The organism is Acetatifactor muris, from assembly GCF_024623325.1.
GTDB lineage: Bacteria > Bacillota > Clostridia > Lachnospirales > Lachnospiraceae > Acetatifactor > Acetatifactor muris.
The window spans coordinates 13452-31224 of sequence record NZ_JANJZD010000041.1; the positions used below are offsets into that span (position 1 = coordinate 13452).

15 protein-coding genes and 1 pseudogene are annotated in these 17773 nt (G+C 50.8%); 5 read left to right on the forward strand and 11 right to left on the reverse strand.

From position 1 onward, the window contains the following. Positions 1 to 13: 13 nt before the first annotated feature. Positions 14 to 3166 (reverse strand): alpha-mannosidase, encoded by a 3153-nt coding sequence (locus tag NSB25_RS24715; RefSeq protein WP_103242042.1) that lies wholly within the window; start codon positions 3164 to 3166, stop codon positions 14 to 16. A 191-nt stretch (positions 3167 to 3357) separates the two neighbouring features. Then, positions 3358 to 4680 (reverse strand): GntR family transcriptional regulator, encoded by a 1323-nt coding sequence (locus NSB25_RS24720; RefSeq protein WP_103242043.1) that lies wholly within the window; start codon positions 4678 to 4680, stop codon positions 3358 to 3360. 206 nt (positions 4681 to 4886) lie between these two features. On the opposite strand from NSB25_RS24720, the gene NSB25_RS24725 reads away from it, so the two are divergent. The 3 genes and pseudogenes from NSB25_RS24725 to NSB25_RS29780 form a co-directional block, all read left to right on the forward strand. Then, entirely contained in the window at positions 4887 to 5459 is a 573-nt protein-coding gene (locus NSB25_RS24725; protein WP_103242044.1) for a TetR/AcrR family transcriptional regulator, read from the forward strand. Positions 5460 to 5462: 3 nt separating this feature from the next. Continuing rightward, positions 5463 to 6191: a flavodoxin family protein gene (locus NSB25_RS24730; protein WP_103242045.1), complete on the forward strand. Its 729-nt coding sequence runs from the start codon at positions 5463 to 5465 to the stop codon at positions 6189 to 6191. 22 nt (positions 6192 to 6213) lie between these two features. Then, positions 6214 to 6754 (forward strand): annotated as a pseudogene (locus NSB25_RS29780) (GyrI-like domain-containing protein); the annotation flags it as partial. Positions 6755 to 6761: 7 nt separating this feature from the next. Here the strand turns inward: NSB25_RS29780 and NSB25_RS24740 are convergent. From NSB25_RS24740 to NSB25_RS24750, 3 genes are all read right to left on the reverse strand, one after another. Then, a complete protein-coding gene (locus NSB25_RS24740; protein ID WP_207656186.1) occupies positions 6762 to 7157 on the reverse strand; it encodes a hypothetical protein in 396 nt (131 codons plus the stop codon). Positions 7158 to 7332: 175 nt separating this feature from the next. Further along, positions 7333 to 8583, reverse strand: coding sequence for a DUF4097 family beta strand repeat-containing protein (locus tag NSB25_RS24745; RefSeq protein WP_103242046.1), 1251 nt, complete (start codon positions 8581 to 8583; stop codon positions 7333 to 7335). A gap of 51 nt (positions 8584 to 8634) precedes the next feature. Continuing rightward, complete coding sequence (locus tag NSB25_RS24750) at positions 8635 to 8943, reverse strand: PadR family transcriptional regulator (protein ID WP_103242047.1); 309 nt, start codon at positions 8941 to 8943, stop codon at positions 8635 to 8637. A gap of 320 nt (positions 8944 to 9263) precedes the next feature. Here NSB25_RS24750 and pdxS point away from each other — a divergent pair, with 320 nt between their 5' ends. Both pdxS and pdxT read left to right on the forward strand, forming a co-directional pair. After that, a complete protein-coding gene (gene pdxS / locus NSB25_RS24755; RefSeq protein WP_103242048.1) occupies positions 9264 to 10145 on the forward strand; it encodes a pyridoxal 5'-phosphate synthase lyase subunit PdxS in 882 nt (293 codons plus the stop codon). Between the two features lie 2 nt (positions 10146 to 10147). Next, a complete protein-coding gene (pdxT, locus tag NSB25_RS24760) occupies positions 10148 to 10714 on the forward strand; it encodes a pyridoxal 5'-phosphate synthase glutaminase subunit PdxT (RefSeq protein ID WP_103242049.1) in 567 nt (188 codons plus the stop codon). Between the two features lie 46 nt (positions 10715 to 10760). On the opposite strand, the gene NSB25_RS24765 is transcribed toward pdxT, so the two are convergent. The 6 genes from NSB25_RS24765 to NSB25_RS24795 all read right to left on the reverse strand — a co-directional run bounded on the left by NSB25_RS24765 (position 10761) and on the right by NSB25_RS24795 (position 17493). Beyond that, complete coding sequence (locus NSB25_RS24765; RefSeq protein ID WP_103242050.1) at positions 10761 to 11585, reverse strand: glycosyltransferase; 825 nt, start codon at positions 11583 to 11585, stop codon at positions 10761 to 10763. Between the two features lie 91 nt (positions 11586 to 11676). After that, entirely contained in the window at positions 11677 to 13182 is a 1506-nt protein-coding gene (locus NSB25_RS29310) for an HAD hydrolase-like protein (protein ID WP_103242051.1), read from the reverse strand. Further along, on the reverse strand, positions 13183 to 13686 hold the full coding sequence (gene greA / locus NSB25_RS24780; RefSeq protein WP_103242052.1) for a transcription elongation factor GreA: 504 nt from the start codon (positions 13684 to 13686) through the stop codon (positions 13183 to 13185). A gap of 128 nt (positions 13687 to 13814) precedes the next feature. Continuing rightward, on the reverse strand, positions 13815 to 14780 hold the full coding sequence (locus NSB25_RS24785) for an MraY family glycosyltransferase (protein WP_103242053.1): 966 nt from the start codon (positions 14778 to 14780) through the stop codon (positions 13815 to 13817). 161 nt (positions 14781 to 14941) lie between these two features. Continuing rightward, entirely contained in the window at positions 14942 to 16612 is a 1671-nt protein-coding gene (locus NSB25_RS24790) for an ATP-binding cassette domain-containing protein (RefSeq protein WP_242982595.1), read from the reverse strand. Between the two features lie 59 nt (positions 16613 to 16671). Further along, positions 16672 to 17493, reverse strand: coding sequence for a P-loop NTPase family protein (locus tag NSB25_RS24795; protein WP_103242054.1), 822 nt, complete (start codon positions 17491 to 17493; stop codon positions 16672 to 16674). Positions 17494 to 17773: the final 280 nt, after the last annotated feature.

The following is a 17773-nucleotide window of genomic DNA, read 5'->3' on the forward strand; positions in this document are numbered from 1 at the left end:
AGTCTGTGCTTATTCAGCGTTTCACCCGAATGGTCTTAATCTCAAAGGCTCTGAAGGACAGCTTCAGCTTTCCGTCCACCACCTTAAGCTCTTCCGTTACATTTTCCAGCATGTCGCACGCAGAAGCACCGGATACATCGAACCCAAAACTGATTTCGGCATCTGTGGCAGCCTTCTTGGCTTCATACAGACGTAAGATAACGTCTCCGCTTCCATCCTCCGCAGGCTTCATGGTATCCAGAATCACATTGGCCCGGTCTATGTTCAGGCCGCTGAATCTGTTTACAGAACCGGCTGTCACCGGCGGCGTCACATTCAGTTCATAGCCCTGGCGCACCACGTCGCAGTCCGCAAAGCTTCCCTCCCAGGCTGTAAAGGCATAGGTGAAGGTCTGCATACCGTTATCTGCGCGCATTTCCGGTGTGGCCGCCGCACGCAGAAGGGTCAGTTCCAGCGCGTTGTCGTTCATGCTGATGCCGTATTTGCAGTCATTGAGCACTGCCGCTCCGTGAGAGCCGTCGCAGAATGCACTGTAACGATGATTGCACACTTCAAAGCGGTCCTTGTCATACAGTCTGGAGCGATGAGCGGGGCGTTCCACATAGCCGAACTGCATCTCATTGATTCCGTTTTCCGCATATACATTCACCGGGAAGGCGGCTTTCAGCAGCCGGTGCAGTTCCTTCCAGTCAATCTCCGTCTCGAATACAATCCTTTCGCTGTCTGCCGCAAGGCGGATATACTGTACAAACGGGGATTCGCTGATTCTGCCGCTGACCTTCAGTACGCCTTCCAGCCCCTCTGTCACGACCTCCACATGAGCGTCTGTCAGCGCTTCCACTTCCTGTTCAATATAGTTGGAATCAATGTCCCATGCGTCAAACAGGCGGGGAACATCCTTATACAGGCGGAGTCTGTTCAGCGGGCCTGCGGCGAATTCTCTGCCGGATTCCTTCAGTACAAAGGATGTAATCTCGCCTTTGCCATTGATAACGGCCTTCACCTTATTATTTTCCAGCAGATAATTTTCTCCGGTTTCCTTTACAAGCACTGCTTTTTCTGCATTCTTTCCAGCTGTGCAGTTCTCCGCACAATTCTGCGCTCCGGCCCCGGGAATCAGTGACACCGCGCCGCAGGAAGGAATGCGGACCAGGGCCTTCACCTTTCCTTCCGTCTGCTGTACGGGAACCTTCTCCCCTTCCAGGGTCTGTGCCCCTTCTGCAAAAGCCTCCGGCAGTTCCACCAGGGCTTCCCGCTCGAAGCTTAAGGAATTCCAGACAGTCACCGCCGGTGTGTCCCCGGGTTCTGTCAGCGCCTCCAACGCTTTGCTTTGCAGCTTCTCAGCCCCCTCCAGAATCTTCCCGTGGGCTTCCCTGGCTTCCTCGTACACCCGTCCGATGCAGGAACCGGGAAGGATATCGTGGAACTGGTGCAGCAGAATCTCTTTCCACAGTGCGTCAGCTTCCGGCAGATCATATTCCAGTCCATGACTTAAAGCCAGAGAACTCCACAATTCCAGCTCCCGCATAGCCAGCTCGCTGCGGCGGTTATTCTTCTTCACAGCCGCCTGAGAGGTATAAGTTCCTCTGTGAGCACTGAAATACAGTTCTCCCACATAGGTGTTCACAGGACCGCCCTGCTTTTCCATATCTTCGAAGAATTCCAGCGGGCCTGCCATCTTCATTTTCACGCTGCCCTCCAGATCTTCCTGGCGCTTCGCATACTCCACAAAATCTCTGGCCGGACCGCCGCCGCCGTCTCCATAGCCGTAAGGCATCAGGAAAGCGTCCAGATCCTGCATCTGTGTCCTTTCCTTCCAGATGGTGTTGGCTTCCACCGGATCCGTACGGTAAGTATAGCTGGTGGGCAGGAAGGAAACAATCTGAGAGCCGTCCATTCCCTGCCAGGTAAAATAGTGATAGGGGAACTGATCTCCCTCGTTATAAGACCAGAATATCTTCTGGGTCACCAGATAATCCACGCCGCAGCCCTTCAGAATCTGAGGCAGCGCGGCTGTATAGCCGAAGGTATCCGGCAGCCACAGTACCCGGCTGTCCACGTCGAACATTTCTTTATAGTACCGTTTCCCGTGCACCAGCTGACGAATCAGCGCTTCTCCTCCGGCCACATTGGTATCCGGCTCCACCCACATGGCGCCGTCGGCAATCCACTGTCCGCCCTTTACGGCTTCCCTGATTCTCTCAAAAAGTTCCGGATAATACTTCCGGCACATCTCATAGGCCGCAGGCTGGCTCTGGATGAATTTGTATTCCGGATACTCCTCTATCAACCGCAGCTGGGCCGCAAAGGTCCGCTCCGTCTTGCGGTAGGTTTCCGCCATGGGCCACAGCCAGGCCAGGTCGATATGGGCGTTCCCGATGGCATAAAATACAGGCGCGGTGGAGCCGTTCTTCGCCTCCATCACAGGGCGCAGTTCCTCTCTCGCTTTCAGATAGGAGGCAATTCTTGCCTCTTTTGGCTGTTCGAAATCTACTGTCAGCGTAAATTTCTCCAGGGCTTTTGCAATCTTTGCCGCCCGCAGAGACTTTTCATCCAGCGTGGTCAGCAGACGAGCCAGCGTGTCCACATCCATATACAGCTGATATGCCGCCTCATTCCAGATGCCATAAGTACATTTCTCCAGCTTTCTGCGCTCTCCCTCTTTCGCGGGGTCCTCATAGGAGCCGGGCAGAACCGGGCCTGTGGCACAGCCTCCCGTAGGCGCCTCCGGATAGAAATGTCCCGCATATGTCTCCATCAGGATATCAAAATGTTCCTTTCCCTCCGCACAGGGGGTCAGCACATTGTCTTCCATATAATGATGAGGCACATCCAGCCAGTCAGCCCGATAGGTGCCAAAGGATTTCCCATTTACAAACAAAGCGGACTCTCCTCCGGGCTTCAGATTCATCACAATCCGCTGTCCTTTTGCCTGCTCCGGCAAAGTGATGCTGCCTCTGAACCAGCAGTATTCCCAGATATTTCCCCAGGTAAATCCCGGCTGTACCGGCACGAATTCCCTGGTCTGTGCCTCCTCCATGGAAAGCTGTTCCATAGTCCGAAACGCCTCCCAGGAAATCTCCCCCAGGGATTCGTAAAAATCGTCTCTCAGGGTACGCAGCCAGTGCTCAAGCCGTCCCTGCCATTCTGAATGCATTAATTTCATGTCTGTCTCCTTTCTGTCTGCCTCTTCCTTGCCCTTATGTCTGTTCTGAGCATTGGGTGGCCATCCGGCCTTTTCCTGACCTGAATCAGCTCACCCGATTCCGCATTCCATATGGCATATTATATATATTATATAATGATATGTCAATATGAATATCCAGCTTTCTTTTTCTCTTCCTTCCTCCCACAGATTCATGACGGTTCTTCGTTTGACCGAATAACGCACCCTGCCCGCATGGCTACAATCTTATGGGGAACAAAGCTTTTTTTCGGGACTTCTCTTCCTTCCATCAAATCTGTCAGCATCCCCACCGCCCTGACGCCGATCAGCTCTTCATCCTGTACCACATAGTCCAGCCGGAAGCCAAAATCTCCTGTATCCTCCGGACCGTCGAAAAAGACTACTTCTTTTTCCTTTTCCAGCCCCATTCTGCACAGAATCTTGTAAGCCAGGATACCCAGCAGCTGGTCCACCGCAAAGAAACCGGTTATTTCGGGATGCTCTCGGATAAACGTCTCTATCTGCTCTATATCCGCTTCTTCCTTTTTCCTGGCCTCCGCCTCAGAGTTCATACCGCACAGATTCTTCAGCCAGATCTCCTCATTGGTCATCAGTCCATGCTCCAGCATGGCATCCAGATAACCGGAAAATCGAGCCGCCACAGACGATGTCTGCATGAAGGGATGAGAGAGAAAGCATATTCCGGTATGTCCCTTCTCAATCAGTCTTTCCATCAGCTCTCTGGACGCCTGATAATGGTCCGTGCTCACGCAGGGAATGGGAAGTCCCGTCAGCTCTCTGTCCACCAGGACAATGGGAAAATGCTCCAGAGACAGTCTGAGCACATTTGCATTGTAATTTTCCCCCTGCACACACATGAGAATAATTCCCTGTACTCCCAGGGCAATCAGATCGTCAACAGCCCTGCTTTCTTCCTCCATACTTCCGCGGGTACATTTCAGAATCATATGGAATCCCCGTTTCCCACACTCGCGTTCCATGCCGTTCACCAGACCGCACCCATACGAAACGCCGAAGCTGTCCAGAATCACTCCTATCAGCCTTTTACTGCTGTCCACGCCGCCTTTGTCCGGAAGGCCTTCTTCCCGCCCGCCTTTTTTTTGACTGCTTTCCCTTCGACCGCTTTCCCTTTGGCTGCCTTCCTTTTGACTGCTTTCTCTTTGACTGCTTTCCTCTCTGCCGTACTCACTTCTGCCGTTTCCGGGATTGTCAGGGATGGTTTTATTATTTTCCCGAAGTAAATTCTCCATTTTTTCGCTCTCCCGGCTTTCCCCATCATGCTCCAGCACAAAGGAACCCCTGCCCGGCATCCTCTCGATCAGCTTCTGCTCCGCCAGCATTTCCAGAGCTTTCTTGGTGGTGATACGACTCACACCATACTGCTCCGCCAGTTCTTTTTCGGAAGGCACTCTGCTCCCGGACGGAAAACTTCCGGTCCTTATTCCCTGTAAAAGATCGCTGTATATTTTCTGATAGAAATATTCCTTTTCCATTCCTGTACCTCAGAATCAAATGATATATCTATTATATATCATTTGAAATGATATGTCAACTTCTCAGAAATGAAACACAGAGTTCCATTTGACTTCAGGCAGACAGCCCTGAATGGAGATACCGAAAAAATCACTGAAAATTTATTTGACTTTTTGAACAGTGTTCAGTATAATGAATTTGAACAACGTTCAGCAGGAGGCAGGGTGTGGATCATAAAGAGGCAATCATACAGGCGGCGATAGAACTCATTGTGGAAAACGACGGGCATTCAGAAGAGATTACAGTCCGTGAGATATGCAATAGAGCAGGGGTCGGATTGGGTCTCGTAAATTATCATTTTGGAAATAAGGACAGACTCATGGAGCAATGTATTGAGCGTATGATAAATGGAATTGTGGAACGGTTTCAGCATATCCAGGAGAACACACAGAGCCTTACGCCTTTTGAGAAACTGGAGTTCCTTGGCAATATGACCCTTGATTTTCTGTTTGAACATTGTGCGGTGTCCAGAATTTCCATTCTTACCGATATGCGGGTGCCGAAAGACTATGACAATACAAACCGGACGTATCTGGCCTTTCTGCCGCTGGTTGCAGCCTGCCGCCCCGACCTTGATGAATCCGGTGTCAGGAGAAAAACCTTTTGCCTGATTACGGTTATGCAGCAGATGTTTCTGCGGGTTGGCACGGTGTCAAGGGTAATGGAAGTTGATTTGACGAAAAAGGAAAACCGCAAAGCGTGGCATTCGCAGATTCTCCACGACATTCTGGAGGTGTAGAGAATGAATATCACTGTCATAAACGGCACGGAAAAGCATGGTGTGACCTGCCGCCTGAAAGAGCTGTTTTTAGCAGAGTTTAAGGAGCGGGCGAACATTACGGAATTCGATCTTCCAAAGGATTGTCCCCATTTCTGCAGCGGCTGTATAAGCTGTCTGATAAACGGCGAAAATACCTGCAAAGACGCAGAATACATCGGCAGAATTGATCAGTCGCTTTTGGAAGCGGATTTGATCGTAATGACTTCTCCGGCCTATGTGTTTCACGCTACGGGTGCAATGAAAGCATTTCTCGACCATTTTGCTTACCGCTGGCTGCCCCACCGTCCTGCTCCCGAAATGTTTGGGAAACGGGCTGTGATTCTTACCCAGTGCCTGGGGGCAGGCGCAAAATCTGCGGCGAAGGATATCAGGCACAGTTTGTCCTGGTGGGGCATTTCCAAAATCGGGGTATTCACCGGCGCTTTGATGGGGGATATTGTGTGGGAAAAGCTTTCCGGGAAGAAGCAGATGGAACTGACCGGAAAGGTGAGAAAGCTGTCTCATAAATTTGCACAGATAGATTACACAAAGCCTGCCCATACGAATCTCATGACCAAAATGAAATTTTTCGTTTGCCGCGGAATGCAGCAGTCACTCCATAAAAACGACCCTGCATATCTGGACGGAGCGTATTGGGCCCGACAGGGCTGGCTCGGCAAAGCCAGGCCCTGGAGAACCCAGAACATGTGATCTCTCTTTTTTGTGCAGAAATAACAGAGCCTTTCAGTCTGTGCATGGTATCGCCCCCTCTGCTGTAAAAAATGAGGGCGTGTCCGTAAAATCCTTCCCGCCGATCCTGTTTAAAATCACAGTCAAAGGAGTGGAAGAAATGAATTATCGAATCGAAACAAAAGATGCTTTCCGTATTGTAGGTGTGTCCGTGCCCCCGGATAAGGATATTTCCTGCCAACGGAACCTTGCAGAGATTGATAGCCCTGATGGATACGCCGCCTATGGGAGTACTTGGCATCAGCACATGTAATGATGCGGAGCCCTGGAGATATTATATTGCGGTCTCTACCTCACAGGAAAAGGATGACCTTGAAGAATATACCGTCCCGGCGGCCACCTGGGCAATCTTTTCCGGGCAGGGTACGAATCAGTCCATTCAGGAACTGGAACGGCGCATTGTAACAGAGTGGCTGCCCACTTCAGGATATGAATATGGCAATGCTCCCGATGTGGAGGTTTACCTGAATCCGGACCCTCAAAACGCACAGTATGAAGTATGGATACCTGTGGTGAAAAAATAGGGATGCGTCAGGCTATATTTGCGATCGCATATCCGTTGTGATTACCGGCGGCATCTTTGCCGGAATTTTTCCGGCTGCCGCCGTCCTCTCCGGATGTCCTCGGCTCCAGCACCACATCATATCTTCCGAAGCCGCTTTCTCTGTTGGAAGTAATGATACTGAATACATTCAGTGCCACACGGTTCATATAGACATTCATCGCCTTCTTATCCCCGCTCAGCAGCGCCTTGATAAAATCATTGTAGTCCGGCTCTGCCTCTCTGAACCATTCCCGGATCATGCTCTGGAACATCCGCCTTACCTCCAGATTGGTCAGAGTCAGCTCATACTCCGGCTGTGCGTCCTCCGGAATCTCAAAATAGTCCTCATAGGAAAGTACTTTCAAATATCCGCTGGCCAGCAACAGGCTCCAGACCGCCCGCTCCAGCCGCTATTGTCCTTTCGTCAGGAAAGGCTTTCCTGCCATAAAAGGAAAAGGCCTGCGGCCACCTGCTTCCCTTGCACAGACAACCCAGACCAATTCCGATTGCAGGATTTCTTTCGTATTCCTGTACTCCTCTCCCGCTTTGACTTTCAAATCATCCTTCTTCTCTGCCCCAGATCTTGATACTGCCGCTTCCTGTATTGGCCTTGATCTTGCAGGCACCGTTTCCATAGGTGTAATTGCCATTCTTCACCTTCTGTCCTTCATCGTCATTCCACGCCACACGCACGCCGCCCGATCCTGTCCGCACGGTGGTCTCCATTCCTCTGACGCCTTCCAGCTCCAGCTTAATGCTGCCGCTTCCGGTTGACATACTGATTCTCTCCGCATTGCCGTCGGCTTTTATCTTGATATTGCCGCTTCCGCTGGACAGATGATATTCTCCCACGGAGGCTTCCCCTTTGATATTGCCGCTTCCGGTGCCGCAGCGCAGCTCTCTGCCCTTTACCCCTTCCGCCTTGATATTACCGCTTCCGGTCTCCAGTGCTCCGGAAATGAACTCTGTATGATGTGCCGCTATATTACCGCTTCCCGTGTGGGCTTTCATCCTGTCCGCCACAATCTCCTTCAGCCCTACATTTCCGCTTCCGCTTGTGGCCTCCAGCGCTTCCAGTTCGATTCCGGACATGCTCACATTTCCACTTCCCACTTTTGCCGTCAGCTTCGGTATGCCCTTCGGCACTCTCACCGTGAGCGTAATGCTCTGTCCCATACTGCAGACGTTCCCGATAGTGCCATAGGAAATAATCGTCCGTCCGAAGAGCGTCACCTTTACCATCTTCTCGTCGCTGTCTCCCTCTTCCCGGATGCCCTTTTTGCGCTTCACACCTGCGTAGAAAGCTCCATCCTCTTCATACTGATAATACTCGTAATTCTGCTGGCTGCTCAGCCCTTTGGCCTCATAGTCCACATGAATCTGATCATTCTCGGACTGGGTCACATAGATATCCGCCACCTTTCCTTCCAGTACCACAGCCTTATAATATCCGGAGTAGGAAAACGCCCTCTTCATCTCCGTCTCTTCGAATTTATCATCATTTTCCTCTGTCTCTGCCACTTCTTTTCCATTGCCTTCGGATACATCGGCGGCTTCCCGTGTCCTCTGGGCAAATCCCTCCGGCAGTTCATCCTCTGACAGCTCGCGGATCATCTCCTCGATATTCCCCAGCTCCTCTATGATTTCCTCCTCTGATTTTCCTTCATTCTCCCCTTCGGCAAAGTGCTGCCTGTAATCTTCCATAATCTCTTCCTGCAGTTCTTTTCCAAAGCTTTCAAGCCTCTCCTGCAGCTTCTTCATATATTCCTGCTTATTCATAACCTCTCCTTTCCGTTTCAGTTCTGCCATGTGCACCACACGTCTCCCACATTGCACATTTTCCTGCACTGTGCCGTTACCTTATCCCAGGATCAGCTGGTTTACCGCATTGATAAATACTTCCCATTCCTGCTTTACCGATGTCTGATACTGCTTTCCCTTCTCCGTCAGCTGGTAATATTTTCTCGCCGGGCCGGATTCCGATTCCACCAGATAAGTGGTTACATAGTCATCTTCCTTCAGCTTCCTGAGAATAGGGTACAGCGTGCCGCTGGCAATGGACATTTCACCGGATATTTTTTCCGTCAGTTCATATCCATATTTGTCACCCCACACCAGCTGTGAGAGCACACAGAGCTCCAGTGCGCCTTTTTTAAATTGTGTATTCATCCAGATCCTCCTTCCTTTCTGCCTGAAAATTAACATCTCTGAATTCTAATCAGTACTGCCTTTTGACCAGTTCATTTTATCACATGGTATTATATATTGCAATATACTATTTTAAAAAAGTTATATATTTCTGTCAAAACAGTATCTGTGTAAAATGTAAAAAGCTTCTCTTCCGCATCAGTACAGAGAGTGGATGCAATTGTGGCATGGTTATTTTTTCAAAAAGTGGCACTTTCCATCATGCCACATTTATATTATTCTCTATACAGGCCGGCCGACCTGTTTTATCACCAAAATTCGAATCACAGAGAGGTATGGAAATGAGTGAAAATCAGAACCGATATGAACTGAATAAACAGTTGGCGCAGATGCTGAAAGGCGGTGTCATCATGGATGTCACCACACCGGAGCAGGCCAGAATCGCCCAGAATGCCGGGGCCTGCGCCGTCATGGCACTGGAGAGAATCCCGGCAGACATCCGCGCGGCAGGCGGGGTCTCCCGGATGAGCGACCCCAAAATGATCAAAGGCATCCAGCAGGCAGTCTCCATCCCTGTCATGGCAAAATGCCGCATCGGTCATTTTGTGGAGGCTCAGATCCTGGAAGCCATTGAAATCGACTATATTGACGAGAGCGAAGTCTTATCTCCTGCAGACGACAAATACCATATTGACAAAACCCGCTTCAGAGTCCCTTTTGTCTGCGGCGCCAGAGATCTGGGTGAGGCTCTGCGGCGTATCGCCGAAGGCGCCTCCATGATCCGCACGAAGGGCGAGCCCGGAACCGGCGACATTGTTCAGGCCGTCCGCCATATGCGTGCCATGAACGCAGAGATCAGAAGAGTACAGAATCTCAGGGAAGATGAGCTTTTTGAAGCGGCAAAACAGCTGGAAGTCCCCTGTGACCTGCTCCGTCAGGTTCACGAAACCGGGCAGCTGCCCGTGGTCAACTTTGCCGCAGGAGGTGTGGCAACCCCCGCAGACGCAGCCTTAATGATGCAGCTGGGCGCGGAAGGTGTCTTCGTGGGATCCGGCATCTTCAAATCCGGCGATCCGGCAAAACGTGCCGCCGCCATCGTACAGGCAGTTACAAACTATACCGATGCAAAACTGATCGCAGAATTATCGGAAGATCTGGGAGACGCCATGGTAGGGATCAATGAACAGGAGATCGCCCTGATTATGGAAGAGAGAGGGAAATAGAAATGACCATTGCCATTCTTGCTCTGCAGGGCGCTTTTGCCGAGCATGCCCGTATGCTGGACAGATTAGACACGACCCATTTTGAAATCCGCCGACCTTCCGATTTGGAGCGTCCTTTTGACGGCCTCATTCTGCCCGGCGGTGAAAGCACTGTCATGGGAAAGCTGCTGCGGGAACTGGCGCTTTACAAGCCCCTGAAAGAAATGATTCAGTCCGGCCTGCCCGTCTTCGGAACCTGCGCCGGACTGATACTCCTGGCAAAAGAAGTGGACGGCGGTGCGGTCCACTTTGGAACCATGGATATCACTGCAAAAAGAAATGCCTACGGCAGGCAGCTTGGCAGTTTCCATACGGAAGACAATTTCTCCGGCATTGGGACTGTTCCCATGACGTTCATCCGCGCTCCCTATATCGCCGCTGCCCGTGAGGACACAAAAGTCCTGGCCCGGGCGGACGGCCGCATTGTGGCCGCCAGACAAAAGAATCAGCTGGTCACTGCCTTTCACCCGGAACTGGATGAGGATTTGCGGATTCACAGATACTTCCTGGGTATGGCGGCCGGAACTTAAGGCTATGGGAATCTGCCGGTACTCTTCTCCGCCATTATTATCTTTTTTATGCAGAATAAATTCTTTTTTTCACCCAGTGATACACCCCGGAAAAAAGTTTACTCTCCGCCATGGCTCTGCGCAGCGGCGCCAGAGTCACGATCATAGCCCCGCGATATTTGAAGAGCTCCCTCCTGCTCATATAATTCGATGTAATCCGTCTGTGCTCCTGCTTATCCCGCTTCTGATTCTCCGGGCTTTCCGAAAAGCCCCGGCCCTCATAGAAGGCCACCGGGAAATCCATATGACGCATTTTCGCTCCTGCCTTATAAAAACACCAGAGAAAATGGTCATAATCCGCACGGATTTTATACTGCAGATCGTACGGCTTCTCCCTGCAAAGAGCCGCGCTGTAAAAGCAGGACTGATGACAGGGGATATTCCGATAACAGGTAAAACCGCTGATGACAGGAGCGGAGGCAATCGTCACATGATTTTTCCCGCTGCAGGTATCCCCATACAGTACCAGCCGATCCATATCTGTCCCTGCCTTCTTCTCCTGTTCCAATACCTGCCGGGTCCGCTCCAGGACCTCATCCTCCGGCAGCACATCCCCGCAGTTCAGAAAAAGCAGGAACTCTCCCTCCGCATGAGCCACGGCCTGATTCATGGCGTCATAAATCCCCGAATCCTTTTCCGTATAGACCTTTACCCTCTCTGCCTCAGGGCGGGATGCGTTTTCCCTCTGCCAGTTTTCCACGCTTCCATCCGTGCTGCATCCGTCCTTCAGCACAATCTCCACATCCGGACAGCTCTGACTCAACACGCTTTCCAATGTGGCATTCAGTTTTTCTCCCGGATTCAGACAAACTGTAATCACAGAAAATTTCATGATACCGCTTCTATCCTTTCATTACCTGTATCCATCACTGTCTTCCTCCAAACTATTGCCGGCACTGTTTCATATATCCACAGCACACATGCTATCCGTATATCTTCTTCTCCCTGTTCAGCAGCCATACGCCTCCCACACCGAACGCCAGGCATACAAGGCATACCGGCCAGTTCACGAACACAGCTGCCGTACCCGGCTGATAGCTGATACTGTAAATCAGCACATTGGAGATAATATGTACGGCTACCGGCATCCGGAAATCTCCAAAGTATTCAAATGCATACACCATGAGGCACCCCATGGCAAAAGCATAAATCCCCTGCACTGAATTGCCGTGGTACATGGCAAAAAAAGCGGCTGACATAACCATGGCCGCAATGGGCTTCATATACCGCCTCACACAGCTGTAAATAATCCCCCGAAACAGAAGCTCCTCGGCAATGGGGGCAATAATGCCGAAGCAGATCAGCCCCAGAGGAAGCGCCACCGCATATTGCTTCTCCGCTACCGTCTGATAGGTCTCCGAACTGTTGATAACCCCTGTCAGTTCCAGAAGTGCATTCAGACCCACTGCCAGTCCCACGGACGCAATCCCCATAAACAGATAGCTTTTCCCCGGCTCCTCCTTGATGTGGGTCAGCTTCATGTCATTGGCTGTTCTGGCAAGCGTCTTTTTCGCAATACCGAAGACAGCTGCCGCACCGGCCAGGATCCCGATCGTCGAGATAATCGCAGAACCGTTTCCCGTCACCTGCTCCAACGCCCCTTCCGCATTGCGTATAAACAGAAAATCTCCTCCTGAAATGCTGTTGCCCAGCGTGGCCAGAATCACGACACCGATATTCAGACCAATATTTCTCACCATGACAAACAGCAGAAACGGAAGCGCCAGCTGCCATATCCGCTGAAAAGTCGTAAGCTTCTCCGTCTCTTCCGTTCCCCGCAGAAGGAATTTCTGCAGCTCTCCCACAGAACGGACAATGTAATCGGCTCTGGCCTCCTTCAGCTCATCCATACTGCCATAACCGTAGGCGACACCCACTGCTTCCACACCGTAAGCATGAGCGCCTTCCACATCATGGCGGCGGTCGCCGATCATGTATACTTTGCTCTTGTCCACCGGCTTCTCACCAAACAGCTGACGCACGGCTTCCTCCACCACTTCAGCCTTATCCGTTCTGGTTCCGTCCAGCTCGCTTCCCACCACGACTTTAAAGTATTTGGCAATGTTGAAATGCTCCAGAATCTGCTGCACAAACACAGTGGGTTTACTGGAGGCAACCGCCATAAACATTCCTTTGGAATTCAGCGCCCGCAGCATCTCGGGGACCCAGGTATACAATTCATTCTCGAAAATCCCCTTATCCCGGAAACGCTCCCTGTATTTCTCGATTGCAGCTTCCGCCTGCACTTCGTCCATCTGATAAAATTCCATAAAACTGTCCTTCAGGGGCGGCCCGATAAAAGGCTCCAGCCTGTCCAGATCAGGCTCATCAATTCCAAAAGAAGACAGCGCATACTGTACACAGGTACAGATCCCTTCTTTGGGGTCTGTCAATGTTCCATCCAGGTCAAATAAAAGATAATTTTTCATTTAAAAACTCCTAATCTTATCATTTCCGTCATCTGTGGATTTATCGATACGGATTATTTTCACCTCATAGCCAGTGGACGCGTTTACCTGCACAGAAACGGTATCTCCTTCCTTTTTCCCCAACAGCGCCTTGCCCAGAGGACTTTCATTGCTGATCAGATTTTCCAGAGAATTTCCTCTGACTGTGGTTACAATTTTATAGGTCTCCACGGAACCATCGTCTGCGAATTCCACCGTGACAGTATTGTTGATGCCAACCTCATCCTCCGCGGACTCCTCGGAAATCACCTTTGCCGTCCTGATCATTCTCTCCAGATAGCGAATCCGGCTCTCATTCTGGTTCTTGAATTTCTTCGCCGCATAATATTCAAAATTTTCGCTCAGGTCTCCCTGGGCCCTTGCCTCTTTTACATCCTCCAGCGCTTTGGGACGCACCACCAGCTTCCGGTGCTCTATCTCCTCTTCCATCTTCCTGATATCACCGGGTGTCAGTTCATCATACATAATTCAGTCTCCCGCTCCTCTTCCGGAACCGCGCTCCCTTTTTCTTCCCCCTGCGCTTCTATGTCCGCTTCTGCATTCTTCTGTCTTTCCGGAGTAAATTCCCGCGATTCCTTTCCTTCTTTCCCTTTCTACATTCCGATGCCGTACACAACCGCCACGGCCAGTATAATCTGAATAATGGCAAAACGGAATACCGTCTGCGTATTGGACCAGCCCCATATCTTCCGCACATGATCATGAAGGGGCGTACGCACTTTCTTCAGAATGCGGATCTTCCCCATACGAAGCAGCGACACCTTAATCAGCCCCAGACCGCCGTCCAGAATCAGCACCAGCGCCACCGGAATATACAGAAGGGGTCTGCCCGTTTTCAGCACGGCAATGCTGATAAAAAGTCCCATGGCCCGGGATCCCGCATCTCCCATCAGCAGCCGGCTGGGAGTGGCATTATACCACAGATAGCCCAGGATACAGGCCGCAAAAAGCAATATCAGAAATGAAAAGTCCTGCCCTGCCTCCAGAATCCGGTCCACCAGATAAATAGTTGTCATGGAAATAATCGCCAGGGTACCGGAAAGCCCGTCCACCCCGTCGGAGCAGTTGGTCACATTCACAGACACCCACACCAGAATCACCGCCAGCACGGCGAACAGTCCCTTCGGTATCACAATTCCCATATGAAAAAAGGCCAGTTCTATGGCATTGGAATTATATTTCAGAAAAGTCATGGCCGTCAATGCCGCCACACATAAATCCAGAAATCCCTTTCTGAATTCGCCCCAGGGCATTTTCGAGGCATCATCCAGAAATCCTGTCATCATGCAGATGACAATCAGAATCAGATAGATGATAATCTCCGCCTTCAATGGGGTAAAAAGCAACGCCGCCGCCGTAAAAGCCAGTACAAAGATAATTCCGGCTCCCCTGGGTTTGCCGGCCGAGAGCTTGCCGTCATGGGCAAATTCACGCCCGGCATCTTTCGGCAGATGCGATTCCAGCTTCACCGTGGCAACTACCGTGGCCACAAACGCAAACAGGATACCTCCCAGCGCAAGCAGAGACGAATACTTTTCCGATACAACAGCGTATAACATATGACTCCCATCCGCACCATTGTGCTGTTTCTTTTCTTATAGAGCTTGTACGAATATTACGATTTTATCACAAAAAAATCGTAAATGCAATCAAATACCAGTTCTGTCGCACTAATATACTGCCCCTGTTGCCGGGAGAGGCGGAAACGGCAACAGAAGCATCACGTTCTCAGCAATCCCCGGGGCGTCAGTTCATACACGGTATCACACACTTCCTCAATATATTTTCTGTCGTGGGAGACACTGATAATCGTTCCGCCGTACGCCTTAAGGACACTGCGGATCACCGGGTTGGACAAGGGTGAAAAATTCCGGGTGGGCTCATCCAGAATCAGCACATCCGCCCCTGACAGACTCAATTTCAGCAAAAATACTTTCGCCTTCTGCCCTCCGGACAGTTCCGCCGTCGGATGGCTCATTTCATCTGCGGTATATTTCATGGAACCCAGATATGTCCGTATCCGTGTCAGCTCCTCTTTCTCACCGGTGGTACATAAATACTCCACCGGTGTCCGGGACATATCCATAAGTTCCTCATAGTTCTGGGGCATATAAGCGGCATGAATATCATCTCTGGCCAGAAGTTCCGCCGCAATCCGCCGCAGCAGAGTGGTCTTGCCCGCGCCGTTTCTTCCTGTAATGCAGACCTTCTCCGCACCTTTCACAAACAGATCAATCTGTTCCGCCAGAATTTTTTCCTCACTTTCCGGCGCTTCCTGTCCATTCTCCTCCAGGCCTCCCCCGGAGCCGCCGCTTCCATTTCCCCGGGGCTCCTTCCCGTCACTGCCGCTCTCGCCGCCCCTCCGGCCTGTGTCCCTGTCATACCCTTCTGCCGCCCCTCCGGCTGTCAGTCTATCACAATGAAAATCCAGAACCACCTTTCCCGCAGGCATCCGGATATCCTGTCCGAATTTCAGGAAAATAGCCTCCTCTTTTTCCGGCATCTGCGTCATATTTTCCGCTTCCCTGTCAAATCTCCTCTCCATGGATTTCACTGCCTTCATTTTTTTCTTCAGCAGACGGCCTCCGCTGGGATTCTGCCTGGTAATATTCTCCTGATCATGGTCTACCTTATCCATAATCCTGCGCAGCTTCTCCTGCCTGATATTCTCCTGTCTTCTGTCGTTTTGCGCCTCCTGCAGCTGTTTCTCCATCCCCGTCTCTCTCTGCTCCATATATTCTCTGTAGGACATATGTGCCACAGTATAACGGCACACGGTTTTCCGCCTGATCTGTTCCAGGTGAATGACCGTATTGGCCGTCCGTTCAATCAGGATCTCGTCGTGGGAAACATACAAAACCGGCAGTGGGGATTCCCGGATAAATTCTTCCAGCCATTCCAGGGTCTCAATGTCAATGTCATTGGACGGTTCGTCCAGCAGCAGGATCGTGGGCCTTCCTGTCAGTATTCTTGCCAGCTGTACTTTCACCCTTTCCCCACCGGACAGCGTTCCCATCTTCTGTTCACTGTAAAATAATTCAGGCGAAAAATGCAGCTTTCTGGCCAGATCATTCAATTCCTTCGGATCATATTCCCAGAACAGCTCCTCTTCTGCAAAAAATTCACAGACACTCTTTCCCCGTGCTTCCGGCTCCAGCTCCTGAGGCAGATACCCCAGTTTTTCCCCTGTATGAATACAGCTGCCCTCTGCCTCCGCATACGTCTCTATGGCATCCGGGCTGTAAATCCATTTCAGGATAGTAGATTTCCCGTTGCCCTCCTCGCCGATCAGCACAGCCTTTTGGCCGGCATTCAGCACAAAGCTGAATTTCTCCACAATAGTTCTCAGATCTTTTTTATGTGTCACTGTCAGCTCTTTTATCTGCAGCATAATCCCTCATCTCCTTTCCTTTCAGCCAGTTTCGGCCCGCTCCCTCACCCAACGGCTTATTACCGCCCGGAGAGGAGCCCTGTAAGCTCTTCTTTCTTCCAGCCTTTGGAGGGCAGAATCACCGCCTGTTCTCCAACTACCTCTCTCAGAATACGCAGTTCCACCTGCTGCCTGTGCCTGAAATGCATAACCAGATCTTCAAAACCCGAACAGCCCCGCTCCCTTCCATAAGGAGATTCTGTGAGATACTTCAGCATCAGGGGATACCACATTTCTCTTCCCCCGCTGTCACAGCGTTCCTTTCTGATGATTTCCGTGCTTTCCTCCAGTTTGTCACCATACAGATACAGCAGGCGAAAATTCTCCTTTTGGACCTGACCGTACAGCCTTCGGTAAAAGGCCACAATTTCATCCTCGGACAACCGGTGATATAAAATCAGATCTTCCACAATATTCTGCAGAAATGCACATTCAAACAGATATCCTGTCTCCGAAAACCGGCGATACCTCATGCGCACAATCTCCTCCAGCTCCTCCACCGACTTTCTGCCATTGTAGATTTCAAACCGCTCCAGGTCCTTATGAAAGCCCGGAATCTCGGTCAGAATTCTGGTGTAGGTGACAATGCGGCGGTCACCTTCTCTGAACGCGTTGGCCTCCAGCTCCTTTTTCAGAGAAGGGTATCTCTCTCCTGCGGCACGGTATTCTTCTTCCGTCATCCAGCTGCACCATGCAAGCTCCACAGGGGAATAGTCTCCTTCCCGGCACACATGCATATCCGGCCTCTTTTCTGCAATTGCCTGCAGGAGAGTTGACTTTCCCGTTCCCTGTATTCCCTCTATAAAAATGTTGTACACAGCTCTCTCCTTCTCTTTTTCCATTTTCATGTTCTCCCAGGTTCCAGTCCAACAGCATAAAAAAAGAACTGTCTGTCGCCAAACAGTTCCATTACATACCATAGCCTCATAAATTCAGAGCAAATACTGCAGCCCATGCCAAAGTACGGCGGATTTGCACACAAAAAGAGAGGCTATGAGAACATAATCCACTTTTGGCAACATGACAAAACAGCAGCTGATTTCTTCCCACTGTCGAAACCTTCATGTAATCAAAAGTAGACTAATTCCGCATTTTTTCACCTCTCTCATCAGAATGTACTTA

Bases quoted from the DNA above. Each gene is read 5' to 3' on its own strand.
- NSB25_RS24715 (WP_103242042.1), bottom strand. From the start codon at position 3,166: ATGAAATTAATGCATTCAGAATGGCAGGGACGGCTTGAGCACTGGCTG.
- NSB25_RS24720 (WP_103242043.1), bottom strand. From the start codon at position 4,680: ATGGAAAAGGAATATTTCTATCAGAAAATATACAGCGATCTTTTACAG.
- NSB25_RS24730 (WP_103242045.1), top strand. From the start codon at position 5,463: ATGAATATCACTGTCATAAACGGCACGGAAAAGCATGGTGTGACCTGC.
- NSB25_RS24745 (WP_103242046.1), bottom strand. From the start codon at position 8,583: ATGGCAGAACTGAAACGGAAAGGAGAGGTTATGAATAAGCAGGAATAT.
- NSB25_RS24750 (WP_103242047.1), bottom strand. From the start codon at position 8,943: ATGAATACACAATTTAAAAAAGGCGCACTGGAGCTCTGTGTGCTCTCA.
- pdxS (WP_103242048.1), top strand. From the start codon at position 9,264: ATGAGTGAAAATCAGAACCGATATGAACTGAATAAACAGTTGGCGCAG.
- pdxT (WP_103242049.1), top strand. From the start codon at position 10,148: ATGACCATTGCCATTCTTGCTCTGCAGGGCGCTTTTGCCGAGCATGCC.
- NSB25_RS24765 (WP_103242050.1), bottom strand. From the start codon at position 11,585: ATGAAATTTTCTGTGATTACAGTTTGTCTGAATCCGGGAGAAAAACTG.
- NSB25_RS29310 (WP_103242051.1), bottom strand. From the start codon at position 13,182: ATGAAAAATTATCTTTTATTTGACCTGGATGGAACATTGACAGACCCC.
- greA (WP_103242052.1), bottom strand. From the start codon at position 13,686: ATGTATGATGAACTGACACCCGGTGATATCAGGAAGATGGAAGAGGAG.
- NSB25_RS24785 (WP_103242053.1), bottom strand. From the start codon at position 14,780: ATGTTATACGCTGTTGTATCGGAAAAGTATTCGTCTCTGCTTGCGCTG.
- NSB25_RS24790 (WP_242982595.1), bottom strand. From the start codon at position 16,612: ATGCTGCAGATAAAAGAGCTGACAGTGACACATAAAAAAGATCTGAGA.
- NSB25_RS24795 (WP_103242054.1), bottom strand. From the start codon at position 17,493: ATGGAAAAAGAGAAGGAGAGAGCTGTGTACAACATTTTTATAGAGGGA.